The 16567-nt window shown below is 69.2% G+C and carries 16 protein-coding genes and 1 rRNA gene; 5 read left to right on the top strand and 12 right to left on the bottom strand.

Going from position 1 to position 16567, the window contains the following annotated elements; all coding sequences use genetic code 11:
• Nucleotides 1-77: ribosomal RNA gene (rrf, locus tag AB0M63_RS17260) — 5S ribosomal RNA — on the top strand; the annotation flags it as partial.
• Nucleotides 78-148: 71 nt separating this feature from the next.
• Nucleotides 149-694 carry a GNAT family N-acetyltransferase gene (locus AB0M63_RS17255; RefSeq protein WP_366019919.1) on the top strand — a complete coding sequence of 182 codons (546 nt, stop codon included), beginning with the start codon at nucleotides 149-151 and terminating at the stop codon, nucleotides 692-694.
• 27 nt (nucleotides 695-721) lie between these two features.
• Here the strand turns inward: AB0M63_RS17255 and AB0M63_RS17250 are convergent, their stop codons facing one another.
• The 9 genes from AB0M63_RS17250 to AB0M63_RS17210 form a co-directional block, all read right to left on the bottom strand.
• Entirely contained in the window at nucleotides 722-2158 is a 1437-nt protein-coding gene (locus AB0M63_RS17250; RefSeq protein ID WP_366019917.1) for a type IV secretory system conjugative DNA transfer family protein, read from the bottom strand.
• A gap of 6 nt (nucleotides 2159-2164) precedes the next feature.
• Nucleotides 2165-3598 (bottom strand): ATP-binding protein, encoded by a 1434-nt coding sequence (locus AB0M63_RS17245; protein WP_356060163.1) that lies wholly within the window; start codon nucleotides 3596-3598, stop codon nucleotides 2165-2167.
• A gap of 7 nt (nucleotides 3599-3605) precedes the next feature.
• Nucleotides 3606-5165 (bottom strand): SCO6880 family protein, encoded by a 1560-nt coding sequence (locus tag AB0M63_RS17240; RefSeq protein WP_355909757.1) that lies wholly within the window; start codon nucleotides 5163-5165, stop codon nucleotides 3606-3608.
• A complete protein-coding gene (locus AB0M63_RS17235) occupies nucleotides 5162-6478 on the bottom strand; it encodes a hypothetical protein (protein WP_366019916.1) in 1317 nt (438 codons plus the stop codon). The genes AB0M63_RS17240 and AB0M63_RS17235 overlap by 4 nt, the downstream gene beginning before the upstream one ends.
• Nucleotides 6468-7307: a hypothetical protein gene (locus AB0M63_RS17230; protein WP_366019915.1), complete on the bottom strand. Its 840-nt coding sequence runs from the start codon at nucleotides 7305-7307 to the stop codon at nucleotides 6468-6470. The genes AB0M63_RS17235 and AB0M63_RS17230 overlap by 11 nt, the downstream gene beginning before the upstream one ends.
• Before the next feature lie 142 nt (nucleotides 7308-7449).
• Nucleotides 7450-7758 (bottom strand): hypothetical protein, encoded by a 309-nt coding sequence (locus tag AB0M63_RS17225; protein WP_019065418.1) that lies wholly within the window; start codon nucleotides 7756-7758, stop codon nucleotides 7450-7452.
• A 365-nt stretch (nucleotides 7759-8123) separates the two neighbouring features.
• Nucleotides 8124-9437, bottom strand: coding sequence for a S53 family peptidase (locus tag AB0M63_RS17220; protein ID WP_366019914.1), 1314 nt, complete (start codon nucleotides 9435-9437; stop codon nucleotides 8124-8126).
• A 331-nt stretch (nucleotides 9438-9768) separates the two neighbouring features.
• Nucleotides 9769-11142 (bottom strand): S53 family peptidase, encoded by a 1374-nt coding sequence (locus AB0M63_RS17215; RefSeq protein WP_366019913.1) that lies wholly within the window; start codon nucleotides 11140-11142, stop codon nucleotides 9769-9771.
• A gap of 271 nt (nucleotides 11143-11413) precedes the next feature.
• Nucleotides 11414-12004, bottom strand: a complete 591-nt coding sequence (locus tag AB0M63_RS17210; RefSeq protein WP_366019912.1) for a TetR/AcrR family transcriptional regulator — start codon at nucleotides 12002-12004, stop codon at nucleotides 11414-11416.
• A gap of 74 nt (nucleotides 12005-12078) precedes the next feature.
• Here AB0M63_RS17210 and AB0M63_RS17205 point away from each other — a divergent pair, with 74 nt between their 5' ends.
• On the top strand, nucleotides 12079-12993 hold the full coding sequence (locus AB0M63_RS17205; RefSeq protein WP_355909776.1) for an oxidoreductase: 915 nt from the start codon (nucleotides 12079-12081) through the stop codon (nucleotides 12991-12993).
• Here the strand turns inward: AB0M63_RS17205 and AB0M63_RS17200 are convergent.
• Entirely contained in the window at nucleotides 12956-13618 is a 663-nt protein-coding gene (locus AB0M63_RS17200; RefSeq protein WP_366019911.1) for a TetR/AcrR family transcriptional regulator, read from the bottom strand. The two genes, AB0M63_RS17205 and AB0M63_RS17200, sit on opposite strands and share 38 nt — an antisense overlap.
• A 44-nt stretch (nucleotides 13619-13662) precedes the next feature.
• On the opposite strand from AB0M63_RS17200, the gene AB0M63_RS17195 reads away from it, so the two are divergent.
• Nucleotides 13663-14424 carry an SDR family oxidoreductase gene (locus AB0M63_RS17195; protein ID WP_366019910.1) on the top strand — a complete coding sequence of 254 codons (762 nt, stop codon included), beginning with the start codon at nucleotides 13663-13665 and terminating at the stop codon, nucleotides 14422-14424.
• A 64-nt stretch (nucleotides 14425-14488) separates the two neighbouring features.
• On the opposite strand, the gene AB0M63_RS17190 is transcribed toward AB0M63_RS17195, so the two are convergent.
• Nucleotides 14489-14893 carry a VOC family protein gene (locus AB0M63_RS17190; RefSeq protein WP_366019909.1) on the bottom strand — a complete coding sequence of 135 codons (405 nt, stop codon included), beginning with the start codon at nucleotides 14891-14893 and terminating at the stop codon, nucleotides 14489-14491.
• Between the two features lie 4 nt (nucleotides 14894-14897).
• Nucleotides 14898-15155, bottom strand: coding sequence for a DUF397 domain-containing protein (locus tag AB0M63_RS17185; protein ID WP_366019908.1), 258 nt, complete (start codon nucleotides 15153-15155; stop codon nucleotides 14898-14900).
• Between the two features lie 574 nt (nucleotides 15156-15729).
• On the opposite strand from AB0M63_RS17185, the gene AB0M63_RS17180 reads away from it, so the two are divergent.
• Nucleotides 15730-16512: a trypsin-like peptidase domain-containing protein gene (locus AB0M63_RS17180; RefSeq protein WP_355909790.1), complete on the top strand. Its 783-nt coding sequence runs from the start codon at nucleotides 15730-15732 to the stop codon at nucleotides 16510-16512.
• Nucleotides 16513-16567: the final 55 nt, after the last annotated feature.

The raw sequence follows: 16567 nt of genomic DNA, 5'->3' as shown, positions 1-16567 counted from the left end.
CGAACCCGGAAGCTAAGCCTTACAGCGCCGATGGTACTGCAGGGGGGACCCTGTGGGAGAGTAGGACGCCGCCGAACAAATATTGCGAAAACCCCCGTACCGTTAATTCGGTACGGGGGTTTTCTGCGTTTCGGCTACCGTGGCTGGCATGAACTACAAGATCCGTTCGATACGTGCCGACGAGTGGGCCGCTGCGAAGGAGCTGCGGCTTGTTGCGCTGCAGGATCCCGTGGCGCACCTTGCCTTTCTGGAGACCTACGACGCGGCGATGGCCAGGCCGGACTCCTTCTACCAGGAGCGGGCCGCAGGGGCAGCCGAAGGCGCTGATGAGGCTCAGCAGATCGTTGCCGAGGGGCCGGACGGGGAGTGGGTCGGGACGGTGACCGTGCTGCTTGAGGAGGCCGGGACCGTCGACTGGGCCGGCTGTCCGGTCGAGCGGAAGCAGGGGCACCTCGTCGGGGTGTTCGTGCGCCCGGAGGTCCGCGGTATCGGACTGACCGAGGTGCTCTTCGACGCGGCCCTGGAGTGGGCCTGGGGGCGCGGTGTCGAGCGGGTGCGGCTCATCGTGCACGAGGACAACGAACGGGCGCGACGGTTCTACGGCAAGGTCGGCTTCGTCGCCACGGGCATCACCGTGCCGCTGGGCGGAGAGACGGACGAGCGTGAGCTGGAGATGGCGATCGAGCGGCCGTAGAGCAGGAAGGGGCGGTAAGTCTGGTTGCTACGCCGGGAGTTCGTGGTGTGGCCAGCGTGCCTTCGCCTGTTCCAAGGAGCGGAGGAGGGCCAGGGTCGGCATTCCTCGGTCCGCTCCGGTGGCCAGTAGCTCGGGGAGTTGGGGGAGGGGGGCCACGGCGGCGACGTCGTCCAGGACGAGCGTGATTGGTGGGTCGAGGCGACCGGCCGATGACCGTTCGGCCATGTGCCGGCCGCGCTCGACCACGCTTGATGCGAGGGCGGTGAGCAGAGGCATCGCACCCGGGTTGGTACGGGGGTCCTCGATGGATTCACCGACCAGGTAAAGCGTGCCCCCTTCGTTCGCGAAGGAATCCAGGCTGACCGCATCAGTTTTGTTGGGTGTGCACGCTTCGCGGATGTTGACCGTGAAGAGCGAGGACAGCGCGCGGCTCGTCAACTCCTGGGCGATGTCCCGGCGTTCGGGGTGCGAGGTGAGTGCGGCTTCCAGTTCGCCCGCCGCGCCGGCGGCCGCCTTGGGGTTCGTGCGGAGGGTTCGTACCGCGTCCTGGACCTGGGTGCCCTGGGACCAGCGGTGGACGTGGCGGATGGTGCGGCCGTCGATGGCGGCGGCGTGCAGATAGCTCCGCAGGAGCGTTTCGGCCGTGTCGGCGATCGCCTGGTCGATCTTCGCCGTGGGGCGGACAGGGGTGAGGAGGGCGGTGGCTCTTTTCAGCGCCGTCTGCTTGTCCTCGCAGCCTGTCGTGGGGGACCAGTGCAGGCGGGCCGGGGTGTCGCAGAGGTGGGCGGGGTCGTAGAGGAGGATCGGGCCCAGTTTGGCTCGGGCGTCCTTGGTGTCCTGCCAGATGGCGGGGTTCGAGGTGATGACCAGGGCGGCGCCCTCCGCGTCCCGTATGGCTTGGGTCGCGGTGGTGTGGCGGGTCTCTGTGGGAGCCAGAAGGATTTTGTCCCACGCGCCCACACTCACCACCTGTTCAGCGACAACCGGAGGGGCTGGGACGGAGGGTGCGAGCAGTGCCTGTTCGACGAGTGCCGTCGGTTGTGGTTCCGGTCTCTGGGCCGGTACCACCTCAGGTACCACCCCAAGGGGCTCCGCTGTCGTCCTGGTCCTCGCCCGTACCGCCCGCCATCTGGCCACCGTGCCCATCGCGAACACGGTCAGGACGAACAGGACCATCAACTGGCCGATGAACAGGCCCCAGAACAGGCCGTAGCCGGAGAGTTGGGTCGGTGGGGTGTCGGGCCAGGCGCCGGGGAGGTCGTGCGGCCGGCCGATCAAGTGGCGCATGGCCAGGGGGGTGCGGGTGAAGGTCACGCCGTCGGGCCAGGTGCTGTGGGAGAACCAGCCGGCCAGTCCTGTGGCCGACCACACCAGCAGGGTCATGCCGAGGAGGAACGCGAGCAGGCCGATCAGCAGGCCGTCGGGGATGCCTCCTCGGCTTTCCCGTTCGTCGTTCGGTCTCATCTCACCTCACGCCACCGTGGACTCGGAGGAGCCGTCGAGATCGCTCAGGTGCTGTTCCATGAAGGCCGCCGCGCGTTCCTCCGCCTCCAACTCGGCGGCGCGCAGGGCGTCGTCGGTCAGTTCGCGGTCGTGGTCGCGGGAGGACTGGGTCATCGCGCGGTCGGTGAAGACGAGTGGGCGTTCCGTCTCGGTGATGAGGTGTTTGACCACCTGGACGTTGCCGTTGACGTCCCAGACCGCGATGCCGGGGGTGAGGGTGGGGATGATCTCGACCGCCCAGCGTGGTAGGCCCAACACCCGCCCGGTTGCCCGGGCTTCGTCCGCTTTCTGGGCGTAGATGGTGCGGGTCGAGGCCATTTTGAGGATCGCTGCCGCTTCCTTCGCGGCCGCGCCGTCGACCACGTCGGAGAGGTGGTGGACGACCGCCACGAACGACAGACCGAGGCGGCGGCCGAACTTCAGCAGGCGCTGGAAGAGTTGGGCCACGAACGGGCTGTTGATGATGTGCCAGGCCTCCTCGACCAGGAAGATGCGCTTCTTCCGGTCGGGGCGGATCCAGGTGTGCTCCAGCCAGACGCCGACGATCGCCATCAGGATGGGCATGGCGATGGAGTTGCGGTCGATGTGGGACAGGTCGAAGACGATGAGCGGGGCGTCGAGGTCGATGCCGACCGTCGTCGGGCCGTCGAACATGCCGCGCAGGTCGCCGTCGACCAGGCGGTCGATGACCAGCGCCACGTCCAGGCCCCACGCCCGTACGTCGTCTATGGCGACGTTCATCGCCTCGGCCGACTCCGGTTCGGGGTGGCGGAGTTGCTCGACGATGTCCATGAGGACCGGCTGGCGTTCGACGATCGTCTCGTTGACGTAGGCGTGGGCGACCTTGAGGGCGAAGCCGGAGCGCTCGTCCAGGCCGTGGCCCATCGCCACCTCGATGATGGTGCGGAGCAGGGCGAGTTGGCCCGTGGTGGTGATCGCCGGGTCGAGGGGGTTGAGGCGGATCCCCATGTCCAGGGCGGCTGTTGGGTCCAGGCGGATGGGGGTTATCCCCAACTCCTCCGCGATCAGGTTCCATTCACCGACGCCGTCCTCGCCCTGTGCGTCCAGGACGACGACCTGGCGGTCGCGGAAGCGCAGTTGTCGTAGGACGTACGTCTTCTCCAGGGCCGACTTGCCGTTGCCCGACTCGCCCAGCACCAGCCAGTGGGGGGCGGGGAGTTGCTGGCCGTAGAGCTGGAAGGGGTCGTAGATGTAGCCCTTGCCGGAGTAGACCTCGCGGCCGATGATGACGCCCGAGTCGCCGAGGCCGGGGGCGGCCGTCGGGAGGTAGACCGCCTGGGCCTGGCCCGTGGAGGTGCGGACGGGCAGGCGGGTGGACTCGATCTTGCCGAAGAGGAAGGACGTGAAGGCGTCGGTCAGGATGGACAGCGGATCCCGCATCTGAGCCCTACCTCCGGATGCCGGTGGCGAAGGGGAGTGTGTTCACGAAGGCGCGGTGGTGCTCGCGGTCGCACCACTCCAGCTTCAGATAGGACTTGCCGGCGGACGCCCTTATCGTGCGCTTGTCGCGCGCCAGGGCCTCGGGGTTGCGGGAGGAGACGGTGATGTAGCCGACCAGGTTGACGCCGGCCGCGCCGCTCGCGAGGTCCTCGCCGCGCTGGTCCATGCGGGAGTGGGCGGCGACGTCGCGGGGGTCGACGGTGCGGTTCATCTTGGCGGCGCGGGAGGCGTCGGCCGCGTCGTTGGTCTTCTCGGTCAGCATGCGTTCGATGGCGACCTCGGTGGGTTCGAGGTCCATGGTGACGGCGACCGTGCGGATGACGTCCGGGGTGTGGACGAGGAGCGGGGCGAGGAAGTTGACGCCGACCGGGGTCATCGGCCACTCCTTCACCCAGGCCGTGGCGTGGCACCACGGTTCGCGGGTGGAGGACTCGCGGGTCTTCGCCTGGAGGAACGTCGGTTCCATGGCGTCGAGTTCGGCCGGCCAGGCGTTGCGCTTCGTCATCGCCTGGAGGTGGTCGATGGGGTGGTCCGGGTCGTACATGGAGTGGATGAGCGAGGCGAGCCGGCCCTGGCCGAGCGGCTGCCGTACGCGGATGTCCGCCTCCTGCAACCGCGAGCAGATGTCGGTGAGTTCACGCGCCATGACGACCGCGAGACCCGCGTCCCGGTCGAGCTTGCGGCCCGCGTGGGGGCGGGTCGCGCGGGCCATCGCGTGGGCCTCGGCGGAGAGTTCGCGGGTGAAGTGCATGCAGGCGACGAGGTAGGCGCGGTGCTGCTCGCTGCTGGTGGACACCATCGACTGCAGTTGGTCGTACGACTGCTGCAGCCAGGTCAGGGACTTGTCGTCGCCGCGCTGGGCGACGTCCTTGGCGTGGGCGTCCGGGTCGGCGGGCAGCGTGCGGGCGAGCATCTGGAGGCGGGTGACGAAGCCGTCGCCGTTCGCCACGTGCTTGAGGAGGGTGCCGAAGCGGTCGACGAGGGCCTCCTGGTCCTCGCTGTCGCGCAGGCCGACGCCCGGGCCCTCGATCTCGATGGCCGCGGTGACCGTACGGCGGTCGGCGTGCAGGAGTACGGCGATCTCGTCCGGGCCGAAGGGCGCGGCCAGCCAGTTGATCCGGCCGATGCCGGGCGGCGGGCCGATCTCGACCTCGCGTCCGTCGAGGTGGACGCCTGCCTCCATGACGGAGGAGCGGTACACCGTGCCGTTGCGCAGGGTGCGCTTGTAACTGCGGTTGATCTCGAACCACTTGTAGAACGTACGGCGCTTGTACGGCACGTAGACCGCCATCAGCGCGAGCATCGGGAAGCCCGTGAGGAGCACGATGCGCAGGGACAGGACGGGGACGAGGAGTCCGCTCATCATGCCGAGGAAGGCGCCCAGGATGATGAGCGCGATCTCGCCGGTCTCGCGATTCTTGCCGACGATCGCGTTCGGCCGGGCTCGGCCGATGAGATATGTCCGGCGGGGCGTGATCGGATGGGACAGGTGGGACTCTGTCGTCAACGCCCTTCACCTCCCGTGCGGTTGTTGCGGGCGTTGCTGGCGTGCGGGGTGTTCGCCGGGCTCTGGCGGGGCGGGGGCGCGGCGGAGGGGACGGCTCCGCCACCGCCGTTCGACGTGCGGCTGCTGTGCGCGGCCACGCCGCCGGAGACCGGGTTGGAGGGGCGGGCGCCGCCGCCGGAGGAGGACTGGCCGCCCCCGCCGTCGTTCGTGCGGGCGCTGTGGGTCTTGATGCCCTGGGCGACCATGGTCGCCGGGGAGCTGATGACGGCCGCGGCCTTGCCCTCGGCGCCCTGCATGATGCGGTTGTTGCGGCCGCTGGCGATGTCGTCGCCGAAGCCGGGGACGAAGCGGTAGATCATCGCGCTGGCGAAGATGGCGAGCAGGATGATGGCGAGGCCGGAGACGACGGCGGAGAACGAGTCGGGGCCGTCGGCGGAGGACAGTGCGCCGGCCAGGCCGAGCACGATGACGATGACCGGTTTCACCAGGATCACCGCGATCATGATGCCCGCCCAGCGGCGGACGTGGCTCCACAGGTTCTTGTCGACGAGGCCGGCGTAGACGACGGTGCCGAGGAGGGCGCCGACGTAGAGGAGGGCGGCGCGGATGACGAGCTCCAGCCAGAGGACGCCGGCGGCGAGGATGCTGACCAGGGAGACGACGATCAGCATGATCGGGCCGCCGCCGATGTTGTCGCCCTTGGACAGGGCGCTGGAGAAGTTGCCGAAGAAGGTGTCCTGGTTGCCGGTCGTCTTCGCGAGGACGTCCGTGATGCCGTCGGTGGCGGAGACGACTGTGTACAGGATCAGGGGTGTGAACGCGGAGGCGATGACGGTGAGCCAGAGGAAGCCGATGGCCTCGGAGATCGCGGTGGTGAGGGGGACGCCTCGGACCGCGCGCTTCGCTACCGCGAGGAGCCACAGGAGGAGGGTGAGGATCGTGGACGCGGCGAAGACGACGGCGTACTGCTGAAGGAACTTGGCGTTCGTGAAGTCCACGTTCGCGGTGTCCTTGACGGCGTCGCTGAGCTTGTCGATGGTCCAGGAGGCGGCTTCCGCGCAGCCCTTGGCGAGGGAGGAGAGGGGGTCGAGGGTGTCTGTGGTGCTGGGGGTGGTGCCGCCGGTGCTGGTGCTGTTGCCGCGTTCACAGAACTTCTTGGCCTCGCCGACGATGGGCCCGCAGTCGACGCTCTTGGACGGCGAGGGGGAGGGGCTGGGCGCGGCCACGGCATGGGTGGCCAGCAGCACGAGCGACGTCTGTACGGCCGTCACGAGGCCGGCGAGCCTGAGCACGCGTTGCGGGTTACCGGGCATACGTGAACCCTCCGTACTCGTCGATGGCCTTGCTGATCTCGTCCGAGGTGGCAGCCGTGTCGTCGCCGGGTACCGGGGCGGGGCCGTCCTTCTGGGAGTCCGTGGCGATCTTCCAGTCGCCGCCCGACCACTGGAGGTCGAAGGTCCAGGTCTTCCACGAGGTGGTGACGGGGTCGGTCGAGGTCTGTCCGGCCATGCCGAGGAGCCCCACGTACCAGACCGCGACCTTCGCGCCGGTGTCGCTGTACTGCTGGGTGGTCGTGCCCACCGGGATCACGCGCGAGACGAATGTGCTGCCGCTCGGGGCGTTGCCGTTGGCGTCGAGGCCCAGCTTGCTGAGGAAGTCGGCCGAGTAGGCCTGATCCATCCGACCCGTCAGTCTGCTCGCTTCGGCGGGTGTGTAGAGGGAGTTCACCAGCGTGTGCCGGATCTCCTTCTGGAACATGCCGGTCGAGCCCAGCGACACGGAGTAGTTCGCCGCAGCCGACTGCGCACCCTGCTCGTTGTGCGCGAACCCCGACGGAATTCCACCGGTCTTCGTCTCCACCGGCTTCGTCCCGCTGGCCGCCGTCGACGAGGAATCCGGCTTCGCGCCGCTGGTCGTGTTTCCGTCTGTGGATGAGGAGTTGTCGTCGCCGCGGTTCGCGAAGGCGATGGCGGCGATGAGGAGGACTACTACTCCGACGACGGTGACGAGGCTTCTGGAGGAGGAGCGGGGGCCTCTGCGGGCGCCGCCGTAGATGTCGCTGCCGCCCTGGGGCAGGCGTGTTCGGGTCTGGCCTGTGCCGCCGTAACCGCCGGAGGTCTCGTGCTCGTCTCCGGGACTCATGCCGGGTACGCCCCTTCGCCGTCGTCCAGAAACATCTGGAAGTACGACGGTAGCCGTGCTGGTTCCCGCGCGGGCGCGGTGTGGTGACTCGACATCAGGGAAACGCAACCTCAGCGGGGAGAGGGGGACTGGCCGGGCTCGGCTAGACGGCCATGCCGTACACGATCGTGAAGAGGGTGCCGAGGGAGCCGATGATGAAGACCCCGGTCAGACCGGCGACGATGAGGCCCTTGCCCTGTTCCGCGCTGAACGTGTCGCGCAGGGCTGTCGCGCCGATGCGCTGTTTGGCGGCACCCCATACGGCGATTCCGAGGCAGAGGAGGATGGCGACGGCCATCACGACCTCGATCATCACCTTCGCCTCGTTGCCCAGACTGCCGAAGGGGCCCCAGTCAGGAGCGATCCCCCCGATGATGGTGTTGATGTCTCCCTTGTCGGCCGCGAAGAGCATGTAAGTCACCGCCCCTGGTGGGTAGTTCCGCATCCCCTGCGGGTGCGCAGAGGTCAGGCATCATTGTCGCCGACAAAGACGCCGTCCGATGTCGACTTGGCGTCATTGATTGGCGGGTTTCGTACGAATACACCGTACGGTCACTCTGTGTATCACGCTAGGTAACGCCGGGCAACGAGGCCGGATCGGAACCCGGGCGTGGTTCGGTCGTTAGCCCCTGATTACTGGATTCGGTTCGCGTCGATGTTCTCATGATGAACGGGCCGCGGCTGGATGCCGCGGCCCGTTCCGTCATGCCACGTGTGGCCCCCACGACCCACTGTGGCACGACAGGTGACTGAGGGTCAGATCGGGGATCGGGGAAATCAGTTGGCGAAGGCCGCGATCCCCTCCGGGGTGCCCCAGCCGGTCGGGCCGTCGTAGCCGGTCTCGGCGGTGCAGAAGTACGCCGTCGAGCAGGAGCCGTTGTAGCCGCTGGTCACGTCGTTGAGGGACGAGGTGCCCGCGTAGTCGTAGGGGTACTGCGCCGGGTAGGTGCCGCTGGCCGGGGTGCCCGCCAGGGCGTAGACGCCCGCGATGATCGGGGCGGAGACGCTGGTGCCGCCGAAGGTGTACCAGCCGGCGGTGACGCCGTAGGAGTCGTAGACGGAGACGCCGGTGGCGGGGTCGGCGACGGCGGAGACGTCGGACTCCATGCGCTTGGTGCAGCCGGTGTCGGTCTGCCAGGTGGGCTTGGCGTCGTAGGAGGAGCAGCCGGAGCCGGTGCCCTCGGTGCTGGAGGTGCGCCAGACGGCCTCGGTCCAGCCGCGGGTGGTGGAGGCGGTGGAGAGCTTGGTGCCGCCGACGGCGGTGACGTACCGGGAGGTCGCCGGGTACTCGGCGCCGTAGGCGCTGTCACCGGAGGAGACGGTGATGGCCACGCCCGCGTGGTTGTAGTACGAGGTGTCGTACGTCGTCTGGGCCGAGGACTCCGAGCCGCCGTAGGAGTTCGACACGAACTTCGCGCCCAGGGTGACGGCCTCGTTCTCGGCGGTGCCGAGGTTGGCGTAGCTGGCGCTGGTGGCCTCGACGAGGGTGATGTTGCACAGCGGGCAGATCGCGCTCGCCATGTCGAGGTCGAGGGAGATCTCCTCGGACCAGCCGGCGTCGGAGGTGGGCAGCGAGGTGGTGGAGCCGGTCTGGCTGACCTTCTTGAAGCAGCCGTTGGCCGTGGTGCAGGCGGAGAGGCCGTAGTACGAGCGGTAGGTCGCGAGGTCGGCCTCGGCGTTGGGGTCGTTGTACGCGTCGACGATCGCGATGGTCTCGCCGGAGCCGTTGGAGGCCGCGGCGGAGGTCAGGCCGTAGGCGGACCGGAGGTTGGTCGGGCTGTAGCCGGAGGGGGTCGACGCGTCGGCCGCCTTGGGGGTGACGCCGGTCTTCGCGGCCTGCATCTTCTGGAAGGCGGTGAGGCCGCCGGTGACGCGGTAGGACTTGCAGGTGAGGTCGCCCGTGTGCTTGGGGGTCGCACAGGGGGTGGCGGCGTAGGTCACCTTCGTGGAGGTGGTGGCGCTCTGTGCCGCGTCGGCCTGTACGGCGGTGCCGAAGCCGGTGAACAGCAGTGCGGCGGTGGCTATGGCCGTGGCTCCTATGCGCCGCCATCTACCGTGCGTGTGGGGGGAGTTGGGGGTGGTGGTACGCAAGGTGCAGCCTCCTGAGTCGGTGGAACAGGGGCAGTGCGGGTGCGCGTCGCCGGTGCGGATTCCCCGGCCGTGGGGGGCGGTTCGCGATGACCATCTCTTGTTGAGTACGCGACAACAAGAGGCTGCTGGAATCATGACTTCCGGCTTACCGAACGGGGTCTGGTCCTTTACCAAATCCACAGGTTTTTCATGGGAGTTGGGGCCCCGGGCACGGCGAACGGGCCGCGGCTGGTTGCCGCGGCCCGTTGCCATTTGCTCCGCCGAGGGGACCCCACGTCCCCCTCTGGTCGGCGGCTCCCCGTGACCCGACGGGGAGGTTTCGCGGGGTGTGTCAGCCGGTGAAGGCGGACACACCCTCCGGGGTGCCCCAGCCGGTCGGGCCGTCGTAGCCCGAGGTGGCGGTGCAGAAGTAACTCGTCGAGCAGGAGCCGTTGTTGCCGCTCGTCACGTCGTTCAGCGCGGAGGTGCCGGCCGCGGCGTACGGGTACGAGGCCGGGTAGTCGCTGCTGCCCGGGGTGCCGGCGAGGGCGTAGACCGAGGCGATGATCGGGGACGAGGCGCTGGTGCCGCCGTAGGTGCCCCAGCCGGTGCCGTCGGAGCCGTAGGTGTCGTAGACCGAGACGCCCGTGGCCGGGTCGGCGACCGCCGAGACGTCGGAGATCATGCGCTTCGTGCAGCCCGTGTCGGTCTGCCAGGACGGCTTGGCGTCGTACGCCGAGCAGCCGGAGCCGGTGCCCTCGGTGCTGCTGGTCTTCCAGACGCTCTCGGTCCAGCCGCGGGAGGCGGAGGACGTGGAGAGCTTGGTGCCGCCGACCGAGGTGACGTACTGCGAACCGGCCGGGTACTCGGCGCCGTAGGCCTCGTCGCCCGCGCTGGCGGTGATGGCGACGCCCGGGTGCTTGTAGTACGAGGTGTCGTACGACGTGTCGGAGGAGGACTCCGAGCCGCCGTAGGAGTTCGAGACGAACTTGGCGCCGAGCTTGACGGCCTCGTTCACCGCGGTGCCCAGGTTGGCGTCGCTCGCCGACTTGGCCTCGACCAGGAGGATGTTGCAGTTCGGGCAGGCCGCGCTGACCATGTCGACGTCGAGGGACTCCTCGCCGGCCCAGCCGCTGTCGGCGGTCGGCAGGGAGGTCGTCGAGCCGGTCTGGCCGACCTTCTTGAAGCAGCCGTTGGCCGTGGTGCAGGCGGAGAGGCCGTAGTAGTCGCGGTAGGTCGCGAGGTCGGACTCCGCGTTCGGGTCGTCGTAGGCGTCGACGATGGCGACGGTCTCGCCCGAGCCGTTCGAGGCGGCGGCGCTCGCCAGGCCGTAGGCGGACTGGATGTCCGAGGGGCCGTAGCCGGTGGGGTCGGCGGCGGCGGCCTTCGGAGAGATGGTCTTGGGGGCGACGCCCTTCAGCGCGGCCTGCTTCTCCATGAAGGCGGTGGTGCCGCTGGTCACACGGAACGCGTTACAGGCGGCGTAGCCCTTCTTCGGGGTCGCGCCGCAGCCGAGCTTCGCGTACTGCACATGGGCCTTGGCGACCTGCGCGGCAACGGTCTTGGCGCTGACCTTCTTGCTGCTCGCGGTGGTGTCGGCGGCCGCGCTCGCGTGGGCCGCGGTGCCGAGTCCGGCGATCAGGAGCGCGGCGGTCGCGGCGGCGGCGGAGCCGATTCTGCGCCAGTTGCCGCGTATGTGGGGGGAATTGGGGGGTGACGTACGCAACGTACAGCCTCCAGAGAGAGGTGGGCAGAGGCCTGCGGGTGGGGGGTCCACCGGTGAGGTTCCCGGTGGGGGCGGCGGCCCGCGTCGACCATCTCTTGTTGAGTACGTGACAACAAGGAGGGTTCCGGAATTCTGACTTCCGCGTTACTCAAGGGGGTTGTGGGATTGCTGATCAATGGCGCCGGGATGGCACGGCGATGGTCCCCGCTTGACTCTCTCCACGGAAAATCCACAGCGTGACGCGCGTTGACAAGCGCCAACGGGCGTCGCGTCAGCGGGGCTTGAGGCCGTTCAGCAGGTGGTGGACGAGGGTCGGGACGCCGGTGACGGCGGACTCGGGCGTAAAGGTGCCCTGGGCCGCGAGGGACGCCATGCCGTGGAGGGCCACGCCGGCCACGAGGCCGATGGTCCAGGGGTCGCCGGGGACGATCTCGCCGTGCTCCTGGGCCTCGGCGATGACCCGCACGAAGAGAGCCGTCGTGCTGTCGACGGCCACCCTCAACTGCTCGGAGATGTCCGGGTCGTGCTTGCGGGAGTACATGACTTCGAGCAGCTCGGCATGGGTCACCGCGAAGTGCACATACGCCGTGGCCAGCGCGGTGAGGCGCTCCTCCAGCGGCAGGGCCGGGGCGTCGGCCTCGTCCAGCGTCCGCGCCATGCGCTCGAAGCCGGACAGGGCCAGGGCGTCGACGAGGGCCTGCTTGTCCTTGAAGTGCCGGCCGGGGGCGGCGTGGCTGACGCCCACGTCACGGGCGAGTTCGCGCAGGGACAGGGCCGCGACGCCCTTCTCCAGCAGGGTGCGCTCCGCGCTCGCGAGCAGGGCGGAGCGCAGGTCTCCGTGGTGATAGGGGCGTACGGCCATGGTGAACATCCTATCGAGGGCCGTCGCCGATGTTGTCATTGACATCATTGTTGGCGTTGCCTACATTGGCTGTCATGGCAAAGAAAACGACTGACAAGAGCGTGTGGAACGCGACACGGATCCCCGACCTCTCCGGCCGTACGGCGGTCGTCACGGGCGCCAACAGCGGTATCGGCTTCGCGGCCGCCGCCGCGCTGGCCGGCGCGGGCGCGCATGTGGTGTTCGCCGTGCGGGACCTGGAGCGGGGGCGGGCCGCGGCGGCGAAGGCGAGCGGCAGCACCGAGGTGCGGCGGCTGGACCTCGCGGACCTGGCGTCCGTGCGGGAGTTCGCCGCGGGGTGGGACGGTCCGCTGGACCTGCTCATCAACAACGCGGGCGTGATGATGCTCCCCGAGCTGCGGACGCGGGACGGCTTCGAGATGCAGTTCGGCACGAACCACCTCGGCCACTTCGCCCTCACGAACCTGCTGCTGCCGCACATCACCGACCGGGTGGTCACGGTCGCCTCCGGCGCGCACCGGATGGGCGACGGCGTCATCCACTTCGACAACCTGAACCTGGAGGGCAACTACGGCCCGCAGCGCGCCTACTCCCAGTCCAAGCTGGCCAACCTGCTCTTCACCCTCGAACTCCAGCGCAGGCTGGCCGAGTCGGGCTCACATGTCCGCGCCCTCGCGGCCCACCCGGGCTGGGCGGCGACCAACCTCCAGAGCCATACGGCGAACCCGGTCGGACGCGCGCTCATGGCCGTCGGCAACAAGGTGGTGGCCCAGGACGACAGGGCCGGCGCCCTGCCCACGCTGTTCGCCGCGGTCGAGGACCTGCCCGGTGCGAGCTACGTCGGCCCGGGCGGGCTGGGTGAGATGCGCGGGGCGCCGACCTTGGTGGGGCGGAGCGCGGCGGCGAGTGACGTGGCTGCCGCGGAGCGGTTGTGGACGGTGTCGGAAGAGCTCACCGGGGCGGTGTATCCGCTGGTGGCGGCGGTGTAGGGCCGGCTTTCGGTCCCTGTCCCTGTTCCCTTTCCGGATCCTGTACGGCCGCCGCCACTCGCTCCTCCTCCTCGCAGGCCAACAGGTCCAGCAGCAGCCCCCGGACCAGCGCCAGCGCCCGCGTGGCCCGGGCCTCGGCGAGGGCTGCGGGTGTACCAGGCGCCTGGGCCCGGATCAGCAGGTCCAGCCACTCCCGGGCGGCCTCCCCGGCGAAGCCGGCCCACGGGCCCGGGGTATGGCCGAGCGACAGCAGGAACGCCTCGTAGGTCAGGCGCACCATGGCGCGTTGCTCGTGCGCCGACAGGAAGGCCCACAGCTGGTCGACGAGGGTGTCGTAGCCGTTGCTTCCCGCTTCGTCTGCTGTCTCGCCTCCTGCTTTTCCTGCCTTGTCGAGCACCGCGCGCATCGATGCCACCTGCTCGTGCCGGGCCCTCCCCAGTAGCTCCCGCAGTAGTGCGTCCTTGCTGCCGAAGAGGTAGAGCAGGACGCGCGGGCTGGTGCCGGTGGCGGCGGCCAGCGGGCGCAGGGACAGGCCGGTGAGGCCGTGTTCGAGGAGGTAGGCGTAGCAGGCGTCGAGGAGTTCCGTGCGCCTGGGTGAAGGTGGTGATGACGCTGTCGTACTCACTGCGCTACCGTAACTGAAACGAGTGTTTCAGTGGGGGTGGTGCGATGGGCGGCCACGACGAATTCACGCTCGTCGGGCGTACGGCGCTGGTGACCGGCTCCGTGCGCGGGCTGGGCCTGGAGATGGCGCGGGGTCTGGCCAGGGCCGGTGCACGGGTGCTGGTCAACGGGCGGGACCGGGCCGCCGCCGAGGCGAGTGCGGGTGTGCTGCGCGGCGACGGGCTGGATGCCACGGCCGCCGTCTTCGACGTCACCGAGCGGGCGGCGGCGCGGGAGGTGGTGGGCGGGCTCGGGAACATCGACGTCCTGGTCAACAACGTGGGCCACCGGGATCGCCGGGGCGTCGGCGAGATGACACCGGACGAGCTGGCGCGCATGCTCGATGTCCATCTGACCTCGGCGTACGCGCTGAGCCAGACCGTCGCCGAAGGGCTGGCCCGGCGAGGTGTCCCCGGCCGTATCGTCAACGTCTCCTCGGTCATCGGACAGTTGGGCCGCACCGGGGACGTCGCCTACGCCACCGCCAAGGCCGGCCTCGACGGGCTGACCCGGGCGCTGGCAGCCGACCTGGGGCCCAGCGGTACGACGGTCAACTCGGTGGCTCCGGGGGCGTTCGCGACCGAGGTCAACGCCGGGCTGGCGGGCGACCCCGAGTGGGGACGGTGGCTCAAGAGCCGTACCGCGCTGGGGCGTTGGGGGCGGCCGGCGGAGATCGCCGGGATCGTGGTGTTCCTGGCGAGCGACGCGGCGTCGTTCGTCACGGGGCAGACGATCGCGGTGGACGGTGGGATGACGACGACGTTCTGAGGGTTCTGAGGGTTCTGAGGCGTGCTGGTCGTTCTCGTCCTGATCTCCCTGGTGGTCCTCATGGTCATGTCGTGGGCGCCGCGGGCCCGTTCCAGACGCGTGCCCCTGCCTTGAACGTGCCGGGGTCGCTGTGCACGGGCAGTACGCACATCAGGTGTCCACCTGGGGCACGCAGTACCCGGCACTCCAGCCACCGCGACACCTGCACCGCACCGAGGGCGAGCAGCCGTGCGGTCTCCGCCTCTACGTCGTCCGTCTCGATGTCGAGATGGAAGCGCGGGTTGGGATCGTCGATGGCCTGAACCGCTGTCACCAGTCCAGGAATCGCGTCGTGCAGCGTGGTGAACTGCTCCTCTCCCGGTACGGGGTCGGCGGGCACCCCGAGCGCCGCCGACCAGAAGGCGGCGGCGCGGTCGGCTTCCGGCGCGGGGGTGTCGATGAGGATCGCGAAGACGCGGCTTCTGTGCATCCGGCTAACCCTCTGTGCCTTCGGTGTCCTCCACGCCCTCCACGAAGTGGTCGAACTCGCCTGCCTGTACGCCGAGTACGAAGGCGTCCCACTTGCGGCGGTTGGTGGTGACGACGTTGCCCGGGTCGCCGGTCTCGCGGATGTAGACCGGGGCCTCGCCGTCGTCCCCCTCGCCGAAGGCGATCTCGATCCACGGGCCGGGGCCGGTCGCGTCCGGCGGGGCGGCGCGTTCCCAGGTGAGGTTGGGGGGGATGTCAGACATGGGGGTTTCCTGTCGAGGGCGGTGAGTAGGGCGGTGAAGGTGGTAGGGGCTGCGGTCTCATTCTTCCCCGATGCTCACCAACGCCCATCTGCACATCCATGGCTCGTACCCACTCCGCCTGCTCGCGATGGGCCGGTGTGTGCGGAGTGTGATGGGGAGGCGGGTGAGGAGACCACACAGTACGGTGGATTCGACGAGCGGGATGTCGGACCTCCCACCGAACCCGCCAGCGCGGCACAGGAGGAATGGAGGTCGGGCACCGTGTCGACACCGTCCATGCCTCGGATCCGTTCCGTGCCCCGACCCGGGAATCTGCGCGAAGTCGCCGAGAAGATCGAGAGCGTGACGGGTCTGGGTGCCGACGGCCGGCTGGCCGTCGAGGTCGTCTCGCAGTCCGAGAAGTCACGGGAAAACAGGAACAAGGCCGATATCGCCACGGACGGCTTCCGCTTGTACGGTGACTCTCCCCGCCGTGCCGTCCAGTCGCCGAAGCGACCGCGGTCGCAGTCGTTCCCAGGGAAATCTCAGTAAGGTCGACCTCCTTTCTCACCTTCGTGGGACAAAGTGGGCCCTGATGAAGCGCACCTCACGCATCTCACGTTCCGCTCGCCTCGCGGGCAGTCGGCGGTACGCGCTGTTCGTCACCGTGGTGACGCTCGCGCTGACCTCCGCGTCCGTGGCGACGGCCGATGACGGGCCGGGCCCCTTCGGCGTGACCGTCGTGGCCGAGGTGAACAAGCAGAGTGTGCGGGTGGGGGCGCTGTTCGGGGCCGCTCACGCCACGAGCCTGGCCGGCGGGCACCACTGCACCGCGGCCGTGGTGCACAGCGCACAGCACGATCTCATCGTGAGCGCGGCCCACTGTCTGGACGGGGACCCCGGTGACGTGTTCGTGCCGGGCTACCGCGACGGCAGGGCGCCGTACGGGGTGTGGAAGATCGAGAAGCGGTTCCTGCCGGACGGCTGGGCCAAGGGGCAGGGCGAGGACAGCGACATCGGCTTCGCGACGGTCGCTCCGCTGGACGGCAAGGACATCGAGGACGTCGTCGGCGCCGATCGGTTCGTGACCGGGATGGCGACCGGGGCCACCGCGGTGACCGTCACCGGATATCCCTCCGCCACCGACCAGCCGATCACCTGCACCAACAAGCCGACGGTCCACAGCGTCACCCAGCAGCGCATCGACTGCCCGTCCTTCACGGGTGGCACGAGTGGCAGTCCCTGGGTGAACGGGGATCAGGAGGTCGTCGGGGTGATCGGCGGGCATGAGCAGGGTGGGGCTACGGCGGATATCTCGTACAGCGTGGTGTTCGGGGCGGAGGCTGCGGAGTTGTATCGGGATGCCACCGCCGAGTGACCGGGAGACTGGTGGTCGAGCTTGGAACCGGCTCGTCCGCCCACGAAGTACACGG

The sequence above is a fragment of the Streptomyces sp. NPDC051576 genome (assembly GCF_040681835.1).
Classification (GTDB): domain Bacteria; phylum Actinomycetota; class Actinomycetes; order Streptomycetales; family Streptomycetaceae; genus Streptomyces.
The sequence above is the reverse complement of the archived record's forward strand: the minus strand, read 5'-3'. Positions and strand labels throughout refer to the sequence as shown.